This window comes from Halalkalibacter oceani (assembly GCF_023715705.1).
Taxonomy (GTDB): Bacteria; Bacillota; Bacilli; order Bacillales; family Bacillaceae_D; genus Halalkalibacter; species Halalkalibacter oceani_A.
Genome location: NZ_JAMBOS010000004.1, coordinates 52,869 through 71,360, shown reverse-complemented (window position 1 = coordinate 71,360; position 18,492 = coordinate 52,869). Strand labels below are relative to the sequence as shown.

Annotated in this window: 18 protein-coding genes, 3 pseudogenes and 1 riboswitch; of the genes and pseudogenes, 19 read left to right on the top strand and 2 right to left on the bottom strand. The window is 47.2% G+C overall.

What is annotated here, in order from left to right; all coding sequences use genetic code 11:
- Positions 1 to 2: 2 nt before the first annotated feature.
- The 11 genes and pseudogenes from cobA to M3212_RS05355 all read left to right on the top strand — a co-directional run bounded on the left by cobA (position 3) and on the right by M3212_RS05355 (position 7,406).
- Positions 3 to 800, top strand: a complete 798-nt coding sequence (cobA, locus tag M3212_RS05405) for a uroporphyrinogen-III C-methyltransferase (RefSeq protein WP_251192937.1) — start codon at positions 3 to 5, stop codon at positions 798 to 800.
- A 37-nt stretch (positions 801 to 837) separates the two neighbouring features.
- A complete protein-coding gene (locus M3212_RS05400) occupies positions 838 to 1,803 on the top strand; it encodes an ABC transporter substrate-binding protein (protein WP_251192936.1) in 966 nt (321 codons plus the stop codon).
- Positions 1,804 to 1,814: 11 nt separating this feature from the next.
- Positions 1,815 to 2,918, top strand: coding sequence for a FecCD family ABC transporter permease (locus M3212_RS05395; protein WP_251192935.1), 1,104 nt, complete (start codon positions 1,815 to 1,817; stop codon positions 2,916 to 2,918).
- On the top strand, positions 2,915 to 3,712 hold the full coding sequence (locus tag M3212_RS05390; RefSeq protein WP_251192934.1) for an ABC transporter ATP-binding protein: 798 nt from the start codon (positions 2,915 to 2,917) through the stop codon (positions 3,710 to 3,712). The genes M3212_RS05395 and M3212_RS05390 overlap by 4 nt, the downstream gene beginning before the upstream one ends.
- Positions 3,709 to 4,566 carry a class I SAM-dependent methyltransferase gene (locus M3212_RS05385; protein WP_251192933.1) on the top strand — a complete coding sequence of 286 codons (858 nt, stop codon included), beginning with the start codon at positions 3,709 to 3,711 and terminating at the stop codon, positions 4,564 to 4,566. Before M3212_RS05390 ends, M3212_RS05385 begins: the two co-directional genes overlap by 4 nt.
- A 190-nt stretch (positions 4,567 to 4,756) precedes the next feature.
- A complete protein-coding gene (locus tag M3212_RS05380) occupies positions 4,757 to 5,155 on the top strand; it encodes a (2Fe-2S) ferredoxin domain-containing protein (protein ID WP_251192932.1) in 399 nt (132 codons plus the stop codon).
- On the top strand, positions 5,152 to 5,718 hold the full coding sequence (locus M3212_RS05375) for a nitroreductase family protein (protein ID WP_251192931.1): 567 nt from the start codon (positions 5,152 to 5,154) through the stop codon (positions 5,716 to 5,718). The genes M3212_RS05380 and M3212_RS05375 overlap by 4 nt, the downstream gene beginning before the upstream one ends.
- 325 nt (positions 5,719 to 6,043) lie before the next feature.
- Positions 6,044 to 6,128: riboswitch (cyclic di-GMP riboswitch) on the top strand.
- Positions 6,129 to 6,138: 10 nt separating this feature from the next.
- On the top strand, positions 6,139 to 6,318 hold the full coding sequence (locus M3212_RS05370) for a hypothetical protein (protein WP_251192930.1): 180 nt from the start codon (positions 6,139 to 6,141) through the stop codon (positions 6,316 to 6,318).
- Positions 6,284 to 6,594, top strand: a pseudogene (locus M3212_RS22375) (protoglobin domain-containing protein); the annotation flags it as partial. The gene M3212_RS05370 and the pseudogene M3212_RS22375, both read left to right, overlap by 35 nt.
- Positions 6,595 to 7,111 (top strand): annotated as a pseudogene (locus M3212_RS22000) (methyl-accepting chemotaxis protein); the annotation flags it as partial. It lies immediately after the preceding pseudogene.
- 79 nt (positions 7,112 to 7,190) lie between these two features.
- A complete protein-coding gene (locus M3212_RS05355; protein WP_251193139.1) occupies positions 7,191 to 7,406 on the top strand; it encodes a hypothetical protein in 216 nt (71 codons plus the stop codon).
- 102 nt (positions 7,407 to 7,508) lie between these two features.
- Here the strand turns inward: M3212_RS05355 and M3212_RS05350 are convergent, their stop codons facing one another.
- Complete coding sequence (locus M3212_RS05350) at positions 7,509 to 9,644, bottom strand: ATP-dependent Clp protease ATP-binding subunit (RefSeq protein WP_251192929.1); 2,136 nt, start codon at positions 9,642 to 9,644, stop codon at positions 7,509 to 7,511.
- 250 nt (positions 9,645 to 9,894) lie between these two features.
- Between M3212_RS05350 and M3212_RS05345 the strand changes: the two genes are divergently transcribed.
- The 5 genes and pseudogenes from M3212_RS05345 (at position 9,895) to M3212_RS05325 (ending at position 13,395) form a co-directional block, all read left to right on the top strand.
- Positions 9,895 to 10,647 (top strand): sulfite exporter TauE/SafE family protein, encoded by a 753-nt coding sequence (locus M3212_RS05345; protein ID WP_251192928.1) that lies wholly within the window; start codon positions 9,895 to 9,897, stop codon positions 10,645 to 10,647.
- 312 nt (positions 10,648 to 10,959) lie between these two features.
- A pseudogene (locus M3212_RS22370) lies at positions 10,960 to 11,092 on the top strand (transposase); the annotation flags it as partial.
- A gap of 161 nt (positions 11,093 to 11,253) precedes the next feature.
- A complete protein-coding gene (locus M3212_RS05335; protein WP_251192926.1) occupies positions 11,254 to 11,835 on the top strand; it encodes a hypothetical protein in 582 nt (193 codons plus the stop codon).
- A gap of 96 nt (positions 11,836 to 11,931) precedes the next feature.
- Positions 11,932 to 12,618, top strand: coding sequence for a YjjG family noncanonical pyrimidine nucleotidase (locus M3212_RS05330; protein WP_251192925.1), 687 nt, complete (start codon positions 11,932 to 11,934; stop codon positions 12,616 to 12,618).
- Positions 12,619 to 12,807: 189 nt separating this feature from the next.
- On the top strand, positions 12,808 to 13,395 hold the full coding sequence (locus tag M3212_RS05325) for a hypothetical protein (protein WP_251192924.1): 588 nt from the start codon (positions 12,808 to 12,810) through the stop codon (positions 13,393 to 13,395).
- A 137-nt stretch (positions 13,396 to 13,532) separates the two neighbouring features.
- On the opposite strand, the gene M3212_RS05320 is transcribed toward M3212_RS05325, so the two are convergent.
- Positions 13,533 to 14,291 (bottom strand): SIMPL domain-containing protein, encoded by a 759-nt coding sequence (locus M3212_RS05320; RefSeq protein WP_251192923.1) that lies wholly within the window; start codon positions 14,289 to 14,291, stop codon positions 13,533 to 13,535.
- A gap of 382 nt (positions 14,292 to 14,673) precedes the next feature.
- Between M3212_RS05320 and M3212_RS05315 the strand changes: the two genes are divergently transcribed.
- From M3212_RS05315 to M3212_RS05305, 3 genes are all read left to right on the top strand, one after another.
- Positions 14,674 to 16,065 carry a hypothetical protein gene (locus M3212_RS05315; protein ID WP_251192922.1) on the top strand — a complete coding sequence of 464 codons (1,392 nt, stop codon included), beginning with the start codon at positions 14,674 to 14,676 and terminating at the stop codon, positions 16,063 to 16,065.
- A 347-nt stretch (positions 16,066 to 16,412) separates the two neighbouring features.
- A complete protein-coding gene (locus tag M3212_RS05310) occupies positions 16,413 to 17,114 on the top strand; it encodes a response regulator transcription factor (RefSeq protein ID WP_349774171.1) in 702 nt (233 codons plus the stop codon).
- Between the two features lie 197 nt (positions 17,115 to 17,311).
- Positions 17,312 to 18,268 carry a glycerophosphodiester phosphodiesterase family protein gene (locus M3212_RS05305; RefSeq protein WP_251192920.1) on the top strand — a complete coding sequence of 319 codons (957 nt, stop codon included), beginning with the start codon at positions 17,312 to 17,314 and terminating at the stop codon, positions 18,266 to 18,268.
- Positions 18,269 to 18,492 lie beyond the last annotated feature (224 nt).

Genomic DNA, 18,492 nt, shown 5'->3' with positions numbered 1-18,492 from the left:
TCATGCGTAAAGATGGAATCGTCTATTTTGTCGGGGCAGGACCGGGTGATCCGAAGTTGATCACCGTCCGCGGATTGGAATGCATTCAGGAAGCTGACGTGCTGATCTACGACCGCCTTGCCAATCCGGCACTGCTTCGGCATGCGAGAGAAGACAGTGAAAAAATCTACTGTGGGAAGCTGCCCGATCATCATACACTCAGGCAGGAGGAGCTGAATGAGCTGATCCTCGCCCATGCGCAGGCCGGTAAGGTCGTCGTCCGCTTAAAAGGCGGTGACCCGGGGGTGTTTGGCCGCGTCGGTGAAGAAGCGGAGCATTGCCGCAGGCACGGCATTCCGTATGAAATCGTTCCGGGCATTACTGCCGGACTTGCTGCCCCATTATATGCTGGAATCCCGGTTACGCATCGCGAACTCGGTCAGTCATTTGCCTGTGTCACCGGCCATACGGCGCGAGGGGAGCTGTCGGCCGAACGGTGGCAGGCGCTTGCGACCGGTATTGATACGGTCATCTTTTATATGGGGGTGAAAAACTTGCCGAACATCGTTGACAGGCTGATTGAATATGGCCGCAGTCCTGATTCGCCAGCGGCGGTAATCGAGTGGGGGACGCTGGCCGACCAGCGGGTGATTGCTGCGCCGCTTAATCAGCTTGTCGCTGAAGCCAGACAGGCGGACGTTCGCAATCCGTCGATCATTATCGTCGGCGAGGTAGCCTCCCTTTATCCAACGTTATCCTGGTTTACAGCGGATGACTTTGTAAAAAAAGAGTTGCAATCAACAAAAAATGAAGTAAAATAAAACGTAATGATTACGATTTTCATAAGGGGAGAAAGAAATGAAGTTGAATATCGTGAAGTGCAGCGGGTTGCTCGTTAGTCTCGTTTTGCTGCTGGCCGGCTGTAATCAAGGAGAGCCGGCCACTTCCGAAGGTGAGAGCGGACAAGTCATTGAAATTGAAAATAACGGTATCACGCTTGAAGTGAGCGAATCACCGCAACGGGCGGTCAGCCTGAATCAGCATGTCACCGAAGTGATGCTCGCTCTCGGTCTTGAAGACCGGATGGTCGGTACTGCTTATTTGGATGATGAAATTCTGCCGGGGTACAAAGAGGCGTATGAGAAGGTCGAGGTATTATCCGACACCTATCCATCGAAGGAGGTGTTTCTCGCGGTCGAGCCAGACTTCGCTTATGCCGGCTGGCCGAGCGCGTTTCGCGAGGACAGTCTTGGGACACAGGAGGAGCTGATTGAATACGGGATTATTCCGTATTTGCACGAATCCTCAATGAAGACGGCACCGAGGCTTGAGGATATTTACACGGATATTCGCCATGTCGCCGAGATTTTCCAAGTGGAGGATCGGGCTGAACAGTTTATTGCTGAAACTGACGCGCGGATCGCTGAATTAACAGCCGACATTCCGGAGGTTGATGAAGCGGCGCGGGTATTTGTGTTTGACAGCGGCGACACGACTCCGAAAACAGCCGGGCAGAACTTTTTGAATGAGCTGATCTCCGTCGCCGGCGGGGAGAACATTTTTTCTGAGCTTGAGCAGCACTGGCCGGACGTCAGCTGGGAGGAAGTGGTTGAGCGTGATCCGGAAATCATCGTCATTATGGATTACGGCACGACAGCAGCCGACGAGAAGATTGATTTTCTGCTTGAAAACCCGATGCTCACCAACACGACTGCCGTTCAAAATCAGCATTTTGTCGTCATGCCGTTAAGCACGGCGGCGGAAGGGGTGCGGATCGCGCTCGCACTGGAAACGCTTGTGGAAGGATTTTATGACAACGAATAGATAGGAGAGGTATGGTGAGTAAGGAGAAAAATCGGTTTCAAAGCAAAGAAGGGCCAACGAAGAGCAAGCCTTTTCCGCTTGTGGCTGCCATTCTCATTCTGTTTCTGCTGCTATTCGTCTCCATCACGCTTGGTGTCATGCTCGGCCCGGTGCCGATTCATCCGCTTACCGTCTGGAAAATCGCGCTGAATCAGCTAACGCTGCTGCCGGTCTCTTTTCAGGGGGACTGGACATTGGCGCAGGAGCGGATTATTTGGGATATCCGCTTTCCACGTGTGCTGCTAGGCGTCGCTGTCGGCGCGGGGCTCGCCGTCGTCGGTGTCGTCATTCAGGCTCTGGTTCGCAACTCGCTTGCCGACCCGTATATTTTGGGGATCTCGTCAGGAGCCTCCGTCGGGGCGACGCTCGTCATATTATTTGGCGCCTTCGGTGTGTTCGGCCAGTATGCTCTTTCAACAGCGGCGTTTCTTGGTGCACTATTCTCGCTACTGCTCGTGTATATGCTCGCCCATGTCGCCGGGCGGCTGACGACGACCCGGCTTTTGCTTGCCGGCGTCGTCGTCTCGATGATATTATCAGCGATCACGAGCTTTATCGTCATTTCAAGTCCGAACGAGCGCGGAATTCGCGATGCGATGTTCTGGATGATGGGCAGCCTTGCCGGGGCGCGATGGGATCATCTCTTCATACCAGTGATCGCCGTCACGCTCGGTTTGATTTGCTTGCTTGTCCAGTTCCGGCCGCTGAATCTGCTTTTATTAGGAGAAGAAACAGCCGGTACGCTAGGTGTTGATATGGACAGGTTTCGCAAATGGATGATCGTTATCACCGCATTGCTGACAGGCGTCGTCGTCGCGGTGAGCGGGGCGATTGGCTTTGTCGGCCTGATGATTCCTCATTTAGTCCGGCTGACCGTCGGCTCGGATCATCGCCGTGTCCTGCCGATCAGCGCACTTGCCGGGGCGATTTTCGTTATTTGGGCTGATGTATTCGCCCGGCTCGTCGTCGCGCCCCAGGAACTGCCGATCGGTATCGTTACCGCCCTATGCGGAGGTCCCTTTTTTATTTGGCTGCTGCGGAAAAGCAAGTACTCATTTGGAGGGGAAGGAAAATGAAAATTGCCGTTCAGAACGTAACAACTTCGATTCAAAAGCGTCCGATTATTCAGGACATGTCTCTTGACGTCCGCTCAGGTGAGTTTATCGGCATCATCGGCCCGAATGGGAGTGGCAAGTCAACGCTGCTGAAATCCATTTACCGGGCCCTGCCATTCGATGAGGGAGAAATTTATGTCGACCGGATTGACTGGGCGGCCTGCTCGGCGAAGGAAGCAGCGAAGTATATGGCGGTCGTCAGTCAGGAGGGAGCGGCACAATTTGACTTTTCTGTCGAGGAAATGGTGCTGATGGGACGCTCACCACATAAAAAATGGTTTGAAGCTGATAGCGACGATGATCGCCTCGTTGTAAAGCGGGCACTGGAGCAGGTCGGCCTGTGGGAGGACCGTGAGCGCAGCTTTATCACGCTATCAGGCGGTGAAAAGCAGCGTGTGATGATCGCCCGTGCGATTGCCCAGCAGGCGCAAATTCTCGTTCTCGACGAGCCGACGAACCATCTGGACATCCATCATCAGCTACAGGTGATGGAAATCGCGCGCGAGCTTGGCGTTACCGTCATCGCCGCCCTGCATGATTTGAACATCGCCGCGGCCTATTGCGACCGGATTTATGTCGTCGATAACGGTGAAATCGTCACTTCCGGTACGCCGGTCGAGGTGCTGACCGAGCAGCTTCTACGCCGCGTATTTCAGGTGGAAACAGATGTGATCATTCATCCGAAAACGAACAGCGTCCACATTACCTATTTGCCTGTCCGGTCGGTAGCCGCTGTAGCGGAGGTGAGCCGGTGAAGCAGACGATATCCGAGCTGGAACAGCTTTGGCTTGACGGAATGAAGGATGAAAACGGCAGGCTGCCAACACGAATGGAAGATGACGAAGAAGAGGAGCAATTTTGGCGCCGCCACCTCGAAAAAAAGCGGAGTGGCGAGCATGTTGACGAGTATGCGAAGGAAATTACGCAAGCGTTGCTGACGTATGTCGAAAAAGGGGATACGGTGCTTGAAATCGGTCCGGGCTGGGGCAATTATACATTTGCTTTGGCCGAAAAAGCAGCGGCTTTGACCTGTGTCGACAGCTCGGAAAGCTGCCTGCAATTTTTACAGCGGCTTAATCAGGAGAAGCAGCTGCCGCTTACATATGTTCTGGCGAAATGGGAGGACTATCAGCCGGAGCAGCATGATGTGATTATCGGCGTCAATTGCTATTACCGGATCAAGGAAATCCGCCGCGCGCTTGAGCGCATGAACGCTCATGCTAAAAAACGGGCGATCATCGGTATGACGACCGCGCCGATGCGTCCGCATTATCTCGATCTGCAAGCTGCCCACGGCTATCACCTGAAGTATCCGCGCCGCGATTATATTCATCTTGTTCATCTGTTATATGAAATGGGCATTTACGCCAGCTGCAACATTGTGCCGCTGACGAAAACATACAGATTCACGAGTGAGGAAGCGTTACTCAAAGATAACAGCCGCCGTCTACTGGCTGCGGATATTGATGAAAAGGTGATCAGGCAGTCACTCGCGCCGTATGTCCGTGAAAAGGATGGCGTCTTTACGTACGAGCATCACTTTTACGCCGCACTGATTGACTGGAAGCCGGTACCGCTTCTAAGAAAACCGCGCAGCGGCTTTTCATAGAAGCGGCGTGCGGAGCCGTTACAATTCTTTTAAGGAGGGCTGAAAACGGGCTTTTTTCAGCCCTCCACGTAACGTGCGAAGCCGACGCCCTTCCTCGAATTACCCCGAAAATGTTATCCTTTCTTAATTTTCGAGAAAATAACAGCTTTCAGTCTCATACGCAATTTCAAAAACAAGGAGGAGTTTAACGATGACGACATGGAATTTAACGGGGACGGAGAAGCATGTTCTCATTTGCAACGGCTCGACGTGCATGAAGCATGGCGGTGAGGAAGTCACCCAGGCTGTCCGCGATGAAATTAGCCGCCTCGGTCTTGACGAGAAAATTCATACGACACGAACAAGATGTAACGGCCGCTGCAAGGATGCTTGTGTGCTGCTTGTATACCCGGAAGGAAGCTGGTACGCCGCATCTTCGGCGGAAGTCGGGCGCGCAATCATTCAACGCCATCTTGATCCGTCGATTCGCCTGGAGGGTTCATTAATTTATCGTTTTGAGGAAGAAAAAATGACGCCCGCGTTTACAACGGAGCGCTTTAGAGGGATTGCCAAAGTGAAGGATAAAGAAAAAGGAGAGAAGCAAGCATGAATGGATTTGAGCTGTTAAAAGCGCGCAAGGCGATTCGCAATTATGCGAACAGAGAAGTGGAACGGGAGAAAATCGAACAGCTGCTTGAAGCCGCGACCTGGGCGCCGAATGACCGGCTGCGCGAGCCATGGAGCTTTTACGTCATCCAAGGTGAAGCAAAGAAAAAATACGAACAGCTCGCTCACAGCTATTTGCAGGAGCGTTTTCCGACAAAGCCGTCGCTCATTGAAAGCTCGCTCAAAGTCGTCAGAACAACCCCGGTGATCATCATCGCCACTGCCGACATCGCGGAAAACGAAGCGGATACGAAGGACAACGAATACGCGGTTTGCTGCGCGATTTTTTCGATGTGGCTCGCCGCCCGGGAGCTCGGCCTCGGCTTTGTCTGGCGCACACGCGGCGTCGGCCTCGTCCATGATCAGCGGCTTCATGACTTCATCGGCGCGCCGGCGAACAAAAAGGTCGTCGGAACGATCTTTTTAGGCTACCCGGCAGAAGGCGAAACCGAAGCGGCGACGGAGAAGAAACGAACGCCGTATCAGGAAAAGACGGTGTGGCTGTAGGGAAAATGAAAAAGGGTGACAATCGGTCAACGAGCAGGTACTTCCTTAACTAAATTTATCTGGTTTATAAAAAAACAGGCATCATAAAGCTTCAAAACCTCCTCTGTAATCTGTTCTTCACGTAAGCCACCGAAGCCGAGTTGAAGAATTGGCGTTTTTTTCCCTCAACTCAAGCGACTTAAATTACGAAATAATCTAAACAGACAAGCAGAGCATTTGGTTTCCTTCCATCGCTATTTCAACCGTTTTCACAGTGCTAATCAGGATAAATCTGAATTTTACAAAATGAGTTATCTTCTTTTTTCTTTTCGTTTATACTTGAGACAAATAACTTGGGAACAATGAAGGTTCTTCTGGAAATGGGCGCTTTGGGAGAGTTGGAGTGAGTAGCGCAACCGGCCAAACGAAGGAGAGAGAAAAGTGAATTTGTTTGGAAGCAGGAAAAGAAACAACAAGCTAAAAAGGTGGCTCAATAATCATCAAGTTGATGTCCTTATTGAGATCGAAGATGAAAGCATGCAGGACAAGCTGGCGATGATTCAATTAACAGGAGGATTTAAAAGCGATAAAACAAGTAAAGCCGTTAATCGAGCAGCATAGCGGGAGGTTAGTAAAGACGTTTTACGAAAAAATGCTGCAAACAAATGAATTAAGAGAGATGATTGAGCAGCATACAGAGGTTGCCAAACTGGAAAAAACGTTGCAACTGCATTTGAGAGAATTGTTTCATTGCCGAATGGATCAGCCTTTCTTGAAAAGAGAGTACGAGTCGCTCAAATCCACATGGGCGCGTTCCAAAATTTACAGCAGGCGCTATTTTCTCTCATTAGCAAAGAAGTGGAGATCGAAACGGAGCGTTATACGATCATCTCAGCTATGAACAAGCTGCTAAGCTTTGAACAGCAAATCGTATTGGAAGCGTATGAGAAGGAGACGGTGGCCAAAATTCACGGGCGCTACGACGAAGGGAAAAAAGACTTGCGCAACAAAATTTTAATCGTCAGTGAAGGCCTGGTCGCTCTAGCTGAAGAAACACAGGCCGCAACCAAAGTGCTAACTACGAACCTGGCAGCGATTAATGGCAAAACCGGTGAAAGCAATGCAACATTTATGACAGCTACATCAAAGAGCGTGGAGGGAGAGAATACACTCCGGGCGATGCTCGAAAAGATTCGTTCAATTGAAAAATACACGGAGGATATGAATAAAGCGATCGGCCAGCTTAGTTCCTCGACGACAGAAATTACGAATGTCATTACACTCGTGAAAGGAATTGCCGACCAAACCAATTTGCTGGCGCTAAATTCAGCAATCGAAGCCGCCCGGGCCGGTGAGCACGGCAAAGGCTTCGCCGTTGTCGCCGATGAAGTCCGGAAACTGGCCGAACAGACGAAAATTCCATCGGGCAAATCCAAAATTTAATCGAGAATTCGAACCATCTGACCGAAGCAGTCATCGAGTCCCTGCAGCATGTGGAAGGAGCTGTTTCAACGGGATTAAGCGCTTCTGAAAATATGCAGGAGGTGTATCAGGACATCGTGCTCTCGATTGATCAAAGCGGCCGGACTCTCAGCAATGTGAAGGAGAAGATGGAAGAATTGATGATGGCCGTCATGGAAATTGAAAAAGCAAGCTTTGAGGTCGCAACCTCGGCCGAAGAGCTGAATGGTGCCGTGGCGGAGGCGTAAACCGCTTCCCAGCAGCATAAAAAGGCAGACTCAATCGAAAAAATTCCTGTTGAGTCTGCCTTTGCTTGTTTTGCCAAAAGGAGAGTAACGGCTGCGAAAGCCTTACTTAGTTGACAGTACACAAATCTCTTCATCCTTCACGGTGACGTCGATTGCCGTAATTGTGCCTTCTTCGAGCAGGATGTCGGTAATTCTGTCTTCGAGCTGCTCCTGGATCGCGCGTCTTAACGGGCGGGCGCCGAACGCCTGGTGGTAGCCAAGCTCGACCAGCTTTTCCTTCGCTTCGGTTGAAACGGATAAGGAAATCTGCTGTTCAGCAAGACTTTGCTGAAGATCATTCAGCATTAGCTCAACAATCTGGACAAGTTCGTCTTTGTTCAGATGATTAAATTCGATGATCGCGTCAAAGCGATTTAAGAATTCCGGCTTAAAGTAAGCGGAGAGCGAATCAAGCACGGATGTTTGCTTGACGGCATCGGTCGCACCGAAGCCGACGGTTATTTTTTTGTCGGCGATCCCGGCATTGCTTGTCATAATAATGACGGTATCCTTGAAGCTGACCGTGCGGCCCTGGCTGTCTGTCAGGCGACCATCCTCCAAAATTTGCAGAAACATATGCTGGACATCGGGATGCGCCTTTTCAATTTCATCGAGAAGAATGATGGAATACGGGTTGCGCCGCACCTTCTCGGTTAATTGACCGGCTTCTTCATGGCCGACATAGCCAGGAGGGGAGCCAATTAATTTCGAGACGGCGTGCTTTTCCATATACTCACTCATATCAAGCCGGACAAGCGCCTCCTTCGAGCCGAACAATTCTTCCGCCAATGACTTTGTCAGCTCTGTTTTCCCGACGCCGGTAGGACCGACAAAAAGGAAGGAACCGATCGGCCGGTGCTTTGCTTTCAGGCCTGCCCGGGAGCGGCGGATCGCCTTGGAGACTTTTTCGACTGCTTCCTTTTGCCCAATGACCTTTTTGCTGAGGTTTTCCGCTAAATGCTTGAGCTTCGACGAGTCATCAGCCTGCAGCTTTCCGACCGGAATACCAGTTTTCTTGGCGATGATCGCTTCAATATCCGCAACTTCAATCGCAGCTTTCACATCTTCTTTTGACTGAATACGGGCTTCAAGCGCGGCCTCCTCGTCACGAAGCTTGGCAGCTGCTTCATAGTTTTCGTCCTGAAGCGCTTTTTTCTTTTCATGCTCCAGTTCGACCAACCGTTTTTCGATTTCATCGCTGCTTGTCAGACCGGCTTCTAAATTTTTCTTTGAGCCTGCTTCATCCAGCAGGTCAATCGCTTTATCTGGCAAAAAGCGATCCTGAAGGTAACGGTGTGACAAGGTGACGCAGGCTGCCAAGGCGTCGTCCGTATACTGGACGTTGTGATAAGCTTCGTATTTTTCCTTTAGACCTTGTAAAATCTCGATTGCCTGCTCTGCTGTCGGCTCGTCGACCTTGACGGGCTGGAAGCGGCGTTCAAGCGCGGCATCCTTCTCGATCGAGCGATATTCCTTCAAGGTTGTCGCTCCGACAACCTGCAGCTCCCCGCGGGCGAGAGCTGGTTTGAGAATGTTTCCCGCATCCATTGAGCCTTCCGCTGAGCCGGCGCCGACGAGTAAATGAATTTCATCGATAAATAAAATAATGTTTTTGCGGCTTTGCAGCTCGGCAATCAGCTGCTGCATCCGCTCTTCAAATTGACCGCGAATGCCCGTGTTGGCGACAAGCGAAGCGACATCAAGCAAATAAACCTCTTTGTTTTTAAGCTTGGATGGGACGGTCCCTTCATGAATGTGTAACGCCAAGCCTTCGATAATTGCTGTTTTTCCGACACCTGGTTCGCCGATTAACACCGGGTTATTTTTGTTGCGGCGATTTAAAATTTCAATCACGCGCGCCACCTCATCATCGCGGCCAACTACCGGATCGAGCAGACCAGCTTTTGCCGCTTGTGTCAGATTACGGCCATATTGATCCAAAAAGCCGCCACCGCCGCGTCCTTCTTGCTGAACAGCCGCAGCTCCTTCAGTCCCAGCTGGTTGCGCTCCGCCGAATTGTTTCAAGAACTGATCAAACGACATTGACGAAAACCCGCCTCCAAACCCGGAAGGAATCTTCGAGCCGGCTTGTAACGATTGATAGCATGTATGGCATAAAAGGAGCTGGTGGACATCTTGATTCAATTGAAATCTCACATTTACGGTTGCTTCACGTTGGTTACACTGTTGACATTTCATCTGATAGACCCTCCTTGAAATTAGTTTGACTTTGACTATCTTTGACTATATTATACTTTGACCTTTTTTGACTTTCAAGTAGGATGCTTAAATTTTTGCGAAAAAAGGAGAAAACGAAAAAGAAAAGAGCAAATTCAGGCGAAAATCGACTGCCACAGTCATGTTTTCGACATATTTAGGGGGTCTAATGAATAACGTAGTGGTATACTGGTAGAGGTTGTAAAGAGGAGAGAAGGAGAGGGAGAGCTTTATGTTAGAGTTAAGCTGGTTTCAGATTGTCCTTGTCGGCATCTGTGCCATCTTTATCGGAATTGCCAAAACGGGCCTGCCGGCGCTAACGATTCTCGTTGTCGCAACAATGGCTTCGATTTTTCCGGCACGCGATTCAATTGGAATCAGTCTGCCGATGCTGATTACCGCTGATTTGATTGCGGTCACCTATTATCGTCATACGGTCCATTGGAAAACGTTGCTGCGGATGCTGCCATGGGTTCTCGGAGGTCTGGCCGCCGGCTATGTGCTATTATTTTTTGTCACCGTAAGCAGGCCGATTGAAGTTATTCTAGGACTTATTATCATTAGTATGGTCAGTTTGCAAATTTATCGGGCAAGAGCCAGATCGGGATGGCTGACGAATGTCCCGCAATCGAAGGTGTTTATCGGCGTAATGGGAACATTGGCCGGTTTTACAACGATGATAGGGAACGCAGCCGGGCCAGTGATGGCTATTTTTTTATTGGCGCTCGCTTTGCCGAAGAACGTCTTTATCGGCACAGGCGCGTGGTTCTTTTTAGCCGTTAATCTGATAAAAGTGCCACTGTACGTGAATCTCGATTTAATTACCGGAGAAACGTTTGTCTTTTATTTATGGTTTATTCCAATTATCCTGCTCGGTTCATTAATCGGCATCAAAATCCTGCCATATATCCCGCAGAAAAACTTCAACCTGATCATCATGATTCTAGCGGGAATCGGTGGAATCCGGCTTTTATTGCCGTGGTGACATTTTAATACGCTGAGAAAAATCCTGTTACAGCAGGATTTTTCAGTCTGTCGACAAAGTCTCGCAAAAGCGAGACGGTCGACAGACTTTTTTGGTAGAAGGATTTGTCACGATCCGGAGCTTCGAACCCGCTCCCGGGATGGGGGCACGCTTTCCGCAGGAGGGCGTTGAACTAACCGGCACGCCGGTGGATTTCAACCTGCCCTCTCTTCCTGCAGGAGTCGGCCCTCCCATCCCGTCCGCTTTGTCTAAGGGGAAAAAAGGGAGGTTGCTTGACCATAAATAGAGCGATCTATTGTAAGACAGTAAGCAACGATTGAACGTGTCTTTGCAGAGTTGAAACAAAAAGCAATGGATGCGTTGGACAAACCTAAAAGGGTAGGAAAAAATTTGATGCAGGCGATGCTTGTTTTTGCTGCCATGGACCAAAAAATTAGCCAACTGGCACCGGCACTGAAGAAACACACATCCTCCAGCGTTACCAACCCAAAAGAGACAAGTTTTGTCTACGGTTTGAAAAATCCTGTAACAGCAGGGTTTTTTTCTTAAAGAAAGAAGTAGAAATATATCTTTAGTAAAGCAAATTTGAAGGAGGAGGGAGCTTATATGAAAAATGCGTTGTTAATGAAAATTGAAGCCAGTTATTCATTGAACTTTTTAGTTTATATCCAAAATCTCTTTCTAAATCGCTATCAAAATAAGGATGAATGGAAATTTCCCTACCTGCCATCAAGAGGTGAGTTTCAAGAAGACTTTGAAATGCGGTATCGAGAGGTGTGGAGTGAAGTAGCAAGGCGGATTTCTGAAAACCCAACAAATGACCTGGGAATTTTCATCGATGAGAAAAGCTTATTTTATCAACGCCTGTTCGCTCAAAGCGAGGATACGTTAAAGGAATATAATGATATTTATCACTCTTTTAACGTATGGTGGCAAAGCATGGCCGGGCAATTTGCAGTGGAAAGTTCGATTTCTGAACAGGGGCAGACGATTTACACGCAGTTGGCAGAATGTCTGCTCGAAAAAGGCATTACGCCGCAGAAAGAATTGACGCTCAGTTTACTTTATGACGATTGTTTACTGGCACAATTGGATCTCCCTCCGTACTTTGCTGTTGTTTCGATAAGAGATTGTCTTGTGGATAAAGAATTAATCGATAAGCTGACGGAAGCGTTTTTCACTAAATAGAGCAGGTGATTGGAGAGAAGGTCAACACCCAAACATCTCGGGACGTGTCTACATTTCTAAGTATCCTTAACAAAATTAGAAAGTAAAGGGGATAAAATGAAGAATTACGATATTATTTTTTTTGATATAGATGACACGCTTTTTGATTTTGCTAAATCGGAGCAAGTAGCTTTTTATAAGGTCTTTAATCACTATAATTTAGTAACTGGTTTAAACTTGTACAAAAAGAGTTACCAGGAAATTAGCAAAGTATTATGGAGAGATTTAGAAGATGGAAAAATGGGACTAGTTGAACTAGGTTCGGAGAGATTTAGGAGATTATTTTTAGAGCACGAACTTGAAATTGACGCAGTTGTATTTAATCAGGACTACTTAAAATTTCTCGGAGAACAAACGCACCTCGTTCAAGGTGCAAAACAAGTTATTAAGGCTCTCTCACATAAACGGTTAGCCGTTATTACAAATGGTTACACGATTGTGCAAACATCAAGAATTAACGGTTCTCCTTTCAAAGATATATTTGAACATATTATTATCTCTGAATCCACTGGATTCCAAAAACCACAAACAGGAATATTTGATTATGCTTTTCATAAGCTGCAGATTACAGATAAATCAAATGCACTAATGGTGGGTGACTCGTTGACTTCAGATATTCAAGGTGGAATGAACTATGGTATGGATACTTGTTGGTTCAATCCTGCGTACAAAGAAAATCCTACATCCTTAAAACCTACTTATGAAATAAATAAATTAAAAGGTTTGTTAGAAATTGTAAAATAAGTTCACTGTTTTTTATATTGTCTATAGTTTAAGTAATGACATGTGTCATCTGGATGTATTGACGCCTGTCGATTTTAAGATCCGCTTTTAATATACTAATAAAAGTAAATTGAATGAATATATTGGAATAACTGTTTATCAAGTGACAAAAAAGGAGTATACTACGTATAAAAGGAGGGGGAGATAAGAATGTGTAACATTATTTTGCACAGTATCATTATTTTCTTTTTAACAGGGTGTGGAGGGGCTTCTAATCAATCTGCAGATCATCCGTCTTTAAATATAGCTGATTTTTATGGAGAATACACATTTGAGGAAGTAGCGTATATGCGCAAGTATTCTGCAAAAAGTGAAGAAGATTATCAAAATGACGTAAAAGCAGTAACAGAAACGTTCACAGGTGTAGAGTTTTCCATAGGAGAGAGTTATTTTTCTGAAACCTCAGGAAGATTTGGAGGAAATCCATCAGAAGGATTTGAATTCATCACCATGAAGGACTACGATGATATATATTATGATGAGGTAGGCGGGGAAAATCTTGAAAACTTTGAGGGCTTGAGTTCTCTATTTGATTATGAAGAGATTAAAAAAGAATTAGGTGTTAATGAAATCGAACATTATATTATGTATGTAGAAGATGGGATTTTGGCAAATCCTGCGTTTTATATTACAAATGACAATATTTATGTTGCAAATGAAGATATATCCTATGGAGAAACAGAGGATACATTTAAGGGATATACTCATTATTTATTGAAGCTCAAAGAAAAAGAATAATGGCCTTCAGTTTTTATGGATTACATCCTACATAAAAAGGTCGTGACGGTTCTACCCATTGCTTAGGGGCTGGGATAAAGGTTGTTTTATACCTATTTTCCAGCCCCTCTTATCATTTTCATTCGGCATCTCCGCTCTTATTGCAAACGGTAGACGACGTCAACGCTTTGGGTGATTTGCACTTCTCCGGCTTCAATGACAGTAGAAACACTGCTTGAATCGGCTGATTCGTTACGCGCTCCAGAAAAGTCCTGTGTTGGGAAATGCACTTGAGCGGCACGGTCTGAGATTTGCAGTACTTCGCCCCGGGCTTTGCCGACGCTTTCCGCCATTACATCCGCTTTTGCTCTTGTTTTCTCAATCGCTTGCTTCATCGCTTCGTGCTCTGCCGCTTCCGGATTTTCCAGCGCAAATTGGGTATGTTCAATTTGATTCGCTCCCGCTGCTGAAGCAGCATCGATCAGTTCGCCAACCGTGTCAATCTGATGATATTCAATCCGTAAAATATGCTGCGCGCGATAGCGTTCATTTGTCGTTTCGCCGTTTGGTGAATATTGATGTTCCGGATAAACGTTGAAACGAGCCGTTTGAATATCCTCCTCCTTAATTCCATGTTCGCTTAACACCTGCCGAACCGCCGTCATACGCTTCCCAACCTGCTCTTGCGCTTCTTCAGCAGAATCAGCGAGTGCCTGCGCTCCAAGATGTACATAGGCCATGTCCGGCTCCACCTTAACCTCACCGACACTATTGACAACAATTGTTCCCTGTTGACCATTGCTTACGGCTTCAGCCGTCGTTGCCTGATTGGATGACAAGCTGAGGGCAACAAGGACGAGGGCGGCAGCACCGATGATGAAGCCTCCAATCTGTAAGCCTTTTTTCCTTTCTATCATTGAATAAGCCTCCTTTATGAAGAAATGATGTTTATGGTAAAACGTCCGAAGAGAAAAGAAAGTTACGTCTTGCTCATTTATTTTTTTCGGACGTCTCATTCATGCTTTCTCGCTTTAAATTTCGGGACTCCTTCTTAAAACAGGATTCCTGCTTATTATAGCACCAGTTCCCTTATTAAGGACACGGATTTCACAATATTCTATCAATTTATTCTAAAAAAGATCAAAAACCTTTCTTGAAATGATCATAAAATGATCATTTTTGTCGAGTAGTGTATGAACCAGGCAGTTAGAAAAACTGTCATTAGAAAAAAGGAGGTGTATCCTGACAGAGCTGCTTGGCCGAAAATGATAAATTGAATTGATCTGAGGAGGAATAGAAATGGTGAAAAAATCAAACCAAAAGGTGTCAAATAAGCAGAAACCAAAAAAGGTATTCCCACTACTTGTGACAACAGCGATGCTAGCTGGAACATTTGCTGCGGCCGGTGCGCCGGTATCAGCGGACGAGCTTGAAGCAAAAGCGAAAAATCACGGACAATTCGTCTCGGAAGCGGCAGTTGAAATAGACGGTTCAAAGGAAAAAGGTAAGCTGATTCGTGAAATAGCGAAAGAGAAAAAGCACCTTGCTGATAAATTTCCAAAAAATGAAGATGAACAAAATGAAGAAGGACAAGCTGACGATGAAGCACCAATTGACGAAGACGGTCAAACAGAAGAAGAAGTAGAAGCACCAATTGACGAAGATGGTCAAACAGAAGAAGAAGTAGAAGCGCCGGTTGACGAAGACGGTCAAACGGAAGAAGAAGTAGAAGCGCCGGTTGACGAAGACGGTCAAACGGAAGAAGAAGTAGAAGCACCAATTGACGAAGATGGTCAAACAGAAGAAGAAGTAGAAGCACCGATTGACGAAGACGGTCAAACGGAAGAAGAAGTAGAAGCACCAATTGACGAAGATGGTCAAACAGAAGAAGTAGAAGCGCCGGTTGACGAAGACGGTCAAACGGAAGAAGAAGTAGAAGCGCCGGTTGACGAAGACGGTCAAACGGAAGAGGAAGTAGAAGCACCGGTTGACGAAGACGGTCAAACAGAGGACGAAGTAGAAGCACCAATTGATGAAGATGCTCAAACAGAAGAGGAAACAGATCAGTTTGAGACTCTTATTTATGATACTTATGCCTCAATTTTTAATAGTTATGCAGATTTGATCCAATTTCAAGGGCTCTATATCCAGAACCTTTTTGCTGAGAACGGATCGGCTGAAGACGGAGCCGGGGAAGCACCTGAAGTTCCAGTAGAAGAAGTAACAGAAGACCCTGTTGAAGTTCCGACAGAAGAAGGTAGCGAGGAAGCGCCAGAAGCCCCGATAGAAGAAGGTAACGAGGAAGCGCCAGAAACACCGGTAGAAGAAGGTAATGAAGAAGCACCAGAAACACCGGTAGAAGAAGGTAATGAAGAAGCACCAGAAACACCGGTAGAAGAAGGTAACGAGGAAGCGCCAGAAACTCCGGTAGAAGAAGGTAATGAAGAAGCGCCAGAAACTCCGGTAGAAGAAGGAAATGAGGAAGCGCCAGAAACACCGGTAGAAGAAGGTAGCGAGGAAGCACCAGAAGCACCGGTAGAAGAAGGTAACGAGGAAGCACCGGCAGAAGAGGACGCTTCTGAGCAAGAAGAGGAAGAAGTAGAAGCTCCGGTTACTACGTTGGACAAATTGGTTGATTATTACCAAGAGCTAAAAACAGCGTACTCCAACTTTATCTCTTTTCTAAAATAAAGGACGGACGGTCAGCCCCCGGTAGAGAAGACACGGAATATGGTCTGCTCTTTCGGGGGCTTTTTTGACTGTGTTGCAAGCGTGGCAAGGAGAGCGGAAGATTTAGTGACTGCTCTTTCTTTCCTCGTTTATTGAGGCCTGTATTTTCCGGTACATCATTCTCGTAAGCTGCAAGGCTTTTGCTAGAATCTTTTTTTGTGAAGGTTCAGTATCCTGAAAAGCGGGAAAGATAAGATAGATTTGGCTTGTTTGCAGGAAGACCTATATCAATCGACTCTTGTTGTCGTTTTTTAAATTGTCTATCTTAAAAAGGCGAAAAGAAAAACAGGTTTGCTTGTAAGGGAGTGATCGGTATGCTAAAAATTCTGGTAGCAGACGATGATATGAACATCCGTAATATTATCCTTCATTATTTAGAAAAGCAGTGCATGAATGTCCTTCATGCCGATAATGGAAAAGCTGCGCTTGAATTAGCCATAAATGAGAGTCCCGATCTTGTTGTGCTGGATTTACTGATGCCCGAAATGGATGGCTACGATGTGTGCCGTGAAATCAGACGACGCTCAGAGACACCGATTATTATGCTGACGGCAAGCGGTGATGAATTCGACCGTGTGCTCGGTTTGGAATTGGGGGCGGACGATTATATGACAAAGCCGTTCAGTCCACGTGAGCTTGTTGCCCGGATTAAAGCGATTTTACGAAGAGTGGAACGAACGCCGCACAGCTATCACCCATCGTCCGAACAAGCGGCTACTTATGATTACGGTCAGATTGCGATCGATATTGATCGGCGGGAAGTGGTTGTAAAAGGACAAAAGATTTCTCTCCGCCCTAAGGAATTCGACCTGCTCGTTCATCTGGCGAAAAATCCGGGAAATGTTTATACGAGGGAAGTGCTGCTTGAACAGGTATGGGGCTATGATTTCCTCGGGGACATTCGCACGGTTGATACCCATATTAAAAAAATCAGAGCGAAATTTGAAAAAGTAAACTGTGAAGCGATACATACTGTTTGGGGTGTCGGCTATAAATTTGAAGCACCATAGGCTGTTTGCTTTTATGAAAAAATCATGCTACTTTAAGGAGCGGTAATCTGCGCGATAAGGTGACTGGAAGCTGCCGGTGAACTTCAAAGCTGGAGCCTTTCTGACATTGTAGCCGTTGCGCAGGTTAACACGCTGCATCGGAGTTGTTTCAAAGTTCTTCGTATTTTTGGACAACCCGATTGAAAAGAGGAGCATACATGAAAAAGATATTTAAACGAACGGCTATTGCAATTGCTATTTTACTCGTATTTATGTTTTTTAATAACAGTTCGCTTTTGGTAAGTCCCACCTCATCAGAGCCGCTTTTGCTCGCTCATCGCGGTCTTGGTCAAACGTTCCCGCTGGAGGGAGTTGAAAATGATACGTGTACGGCGGAGCGGATATATGAGCCAGAGCACCCGTATCTTGAAAATACGATCCCTTCGATGGAGGCTGCATTTGAATTAGGAGCCGATATCGTCGAACTTGATATTCAGCCGACTCTGGATGAAGAGTTTGCTGTTTTTCATGATTGGACCGTTGACTGTCGGACGGACGGGTCGGGTGTCACAAGGGAAATGACGATGGCAGAGCTGGAGCAGCTCGATATCGGCTACGGCTATACAGTCGATGGTGGGGAAACCTTCCCTTTTCGCGGGCAGGAACCAGGGCAGATCCCGACATTGGAGGAAGTGATGGACACGTTCCCGGAACAGGAACTTCTGATTCATATAAAAAGCAATGATCCGGCGGAGGGAGAAATGCTTGCTGATTATTTACTGGAGAACGGAAGAGACCTCGATACGGTTACTGTGTATGGCGGAGATGAGCCGGTTGCCCGCTTGAAGGAGCTGCTGCCGGATGTGCGGGTGATGTCAAAAGAAACGATGAAAGACTGTCTTATTCCATATTTGGCTACCGGCTGGACAGGTTACATGCCGGCTGCCTGCGAAAATACACAGCTCCATCTTCCTGAGACGATTGCGAAATGGCTTTGGGGCTGGCCGACGAAATTTGTTAACCGGATGGAGGCTGCCGGCACAAGGGTGATCCTTGTCGCTGGAGATGGCGGCTTTTCCGAGGGCTTTGACTCAAAAGAGGATGCAGAGCGTATTCCGGCTGATTACCACGGTGGGATATGGACGAACCGGATTGACAAATTAGTCGCTGAATAAAAATGAGGGGCGGGGCTAAGGGTGTTTTTCTACCTTTCGCCAAGACGCTGGAGGATGGCTCGAAGTTCGGGTCATTCTCTTTTTTAAATGATTAAGAAAGGATAGAAGTTTCGGGTGGATTCGAGGAAGGGCGGCGGCTTCGCACGTTACGCAGATGGCTGAAAAAAGCCCGATTTCAGCCATCCTTAAAAGATGGTAACGGCTCCGCACACCGCTTCTAAGAA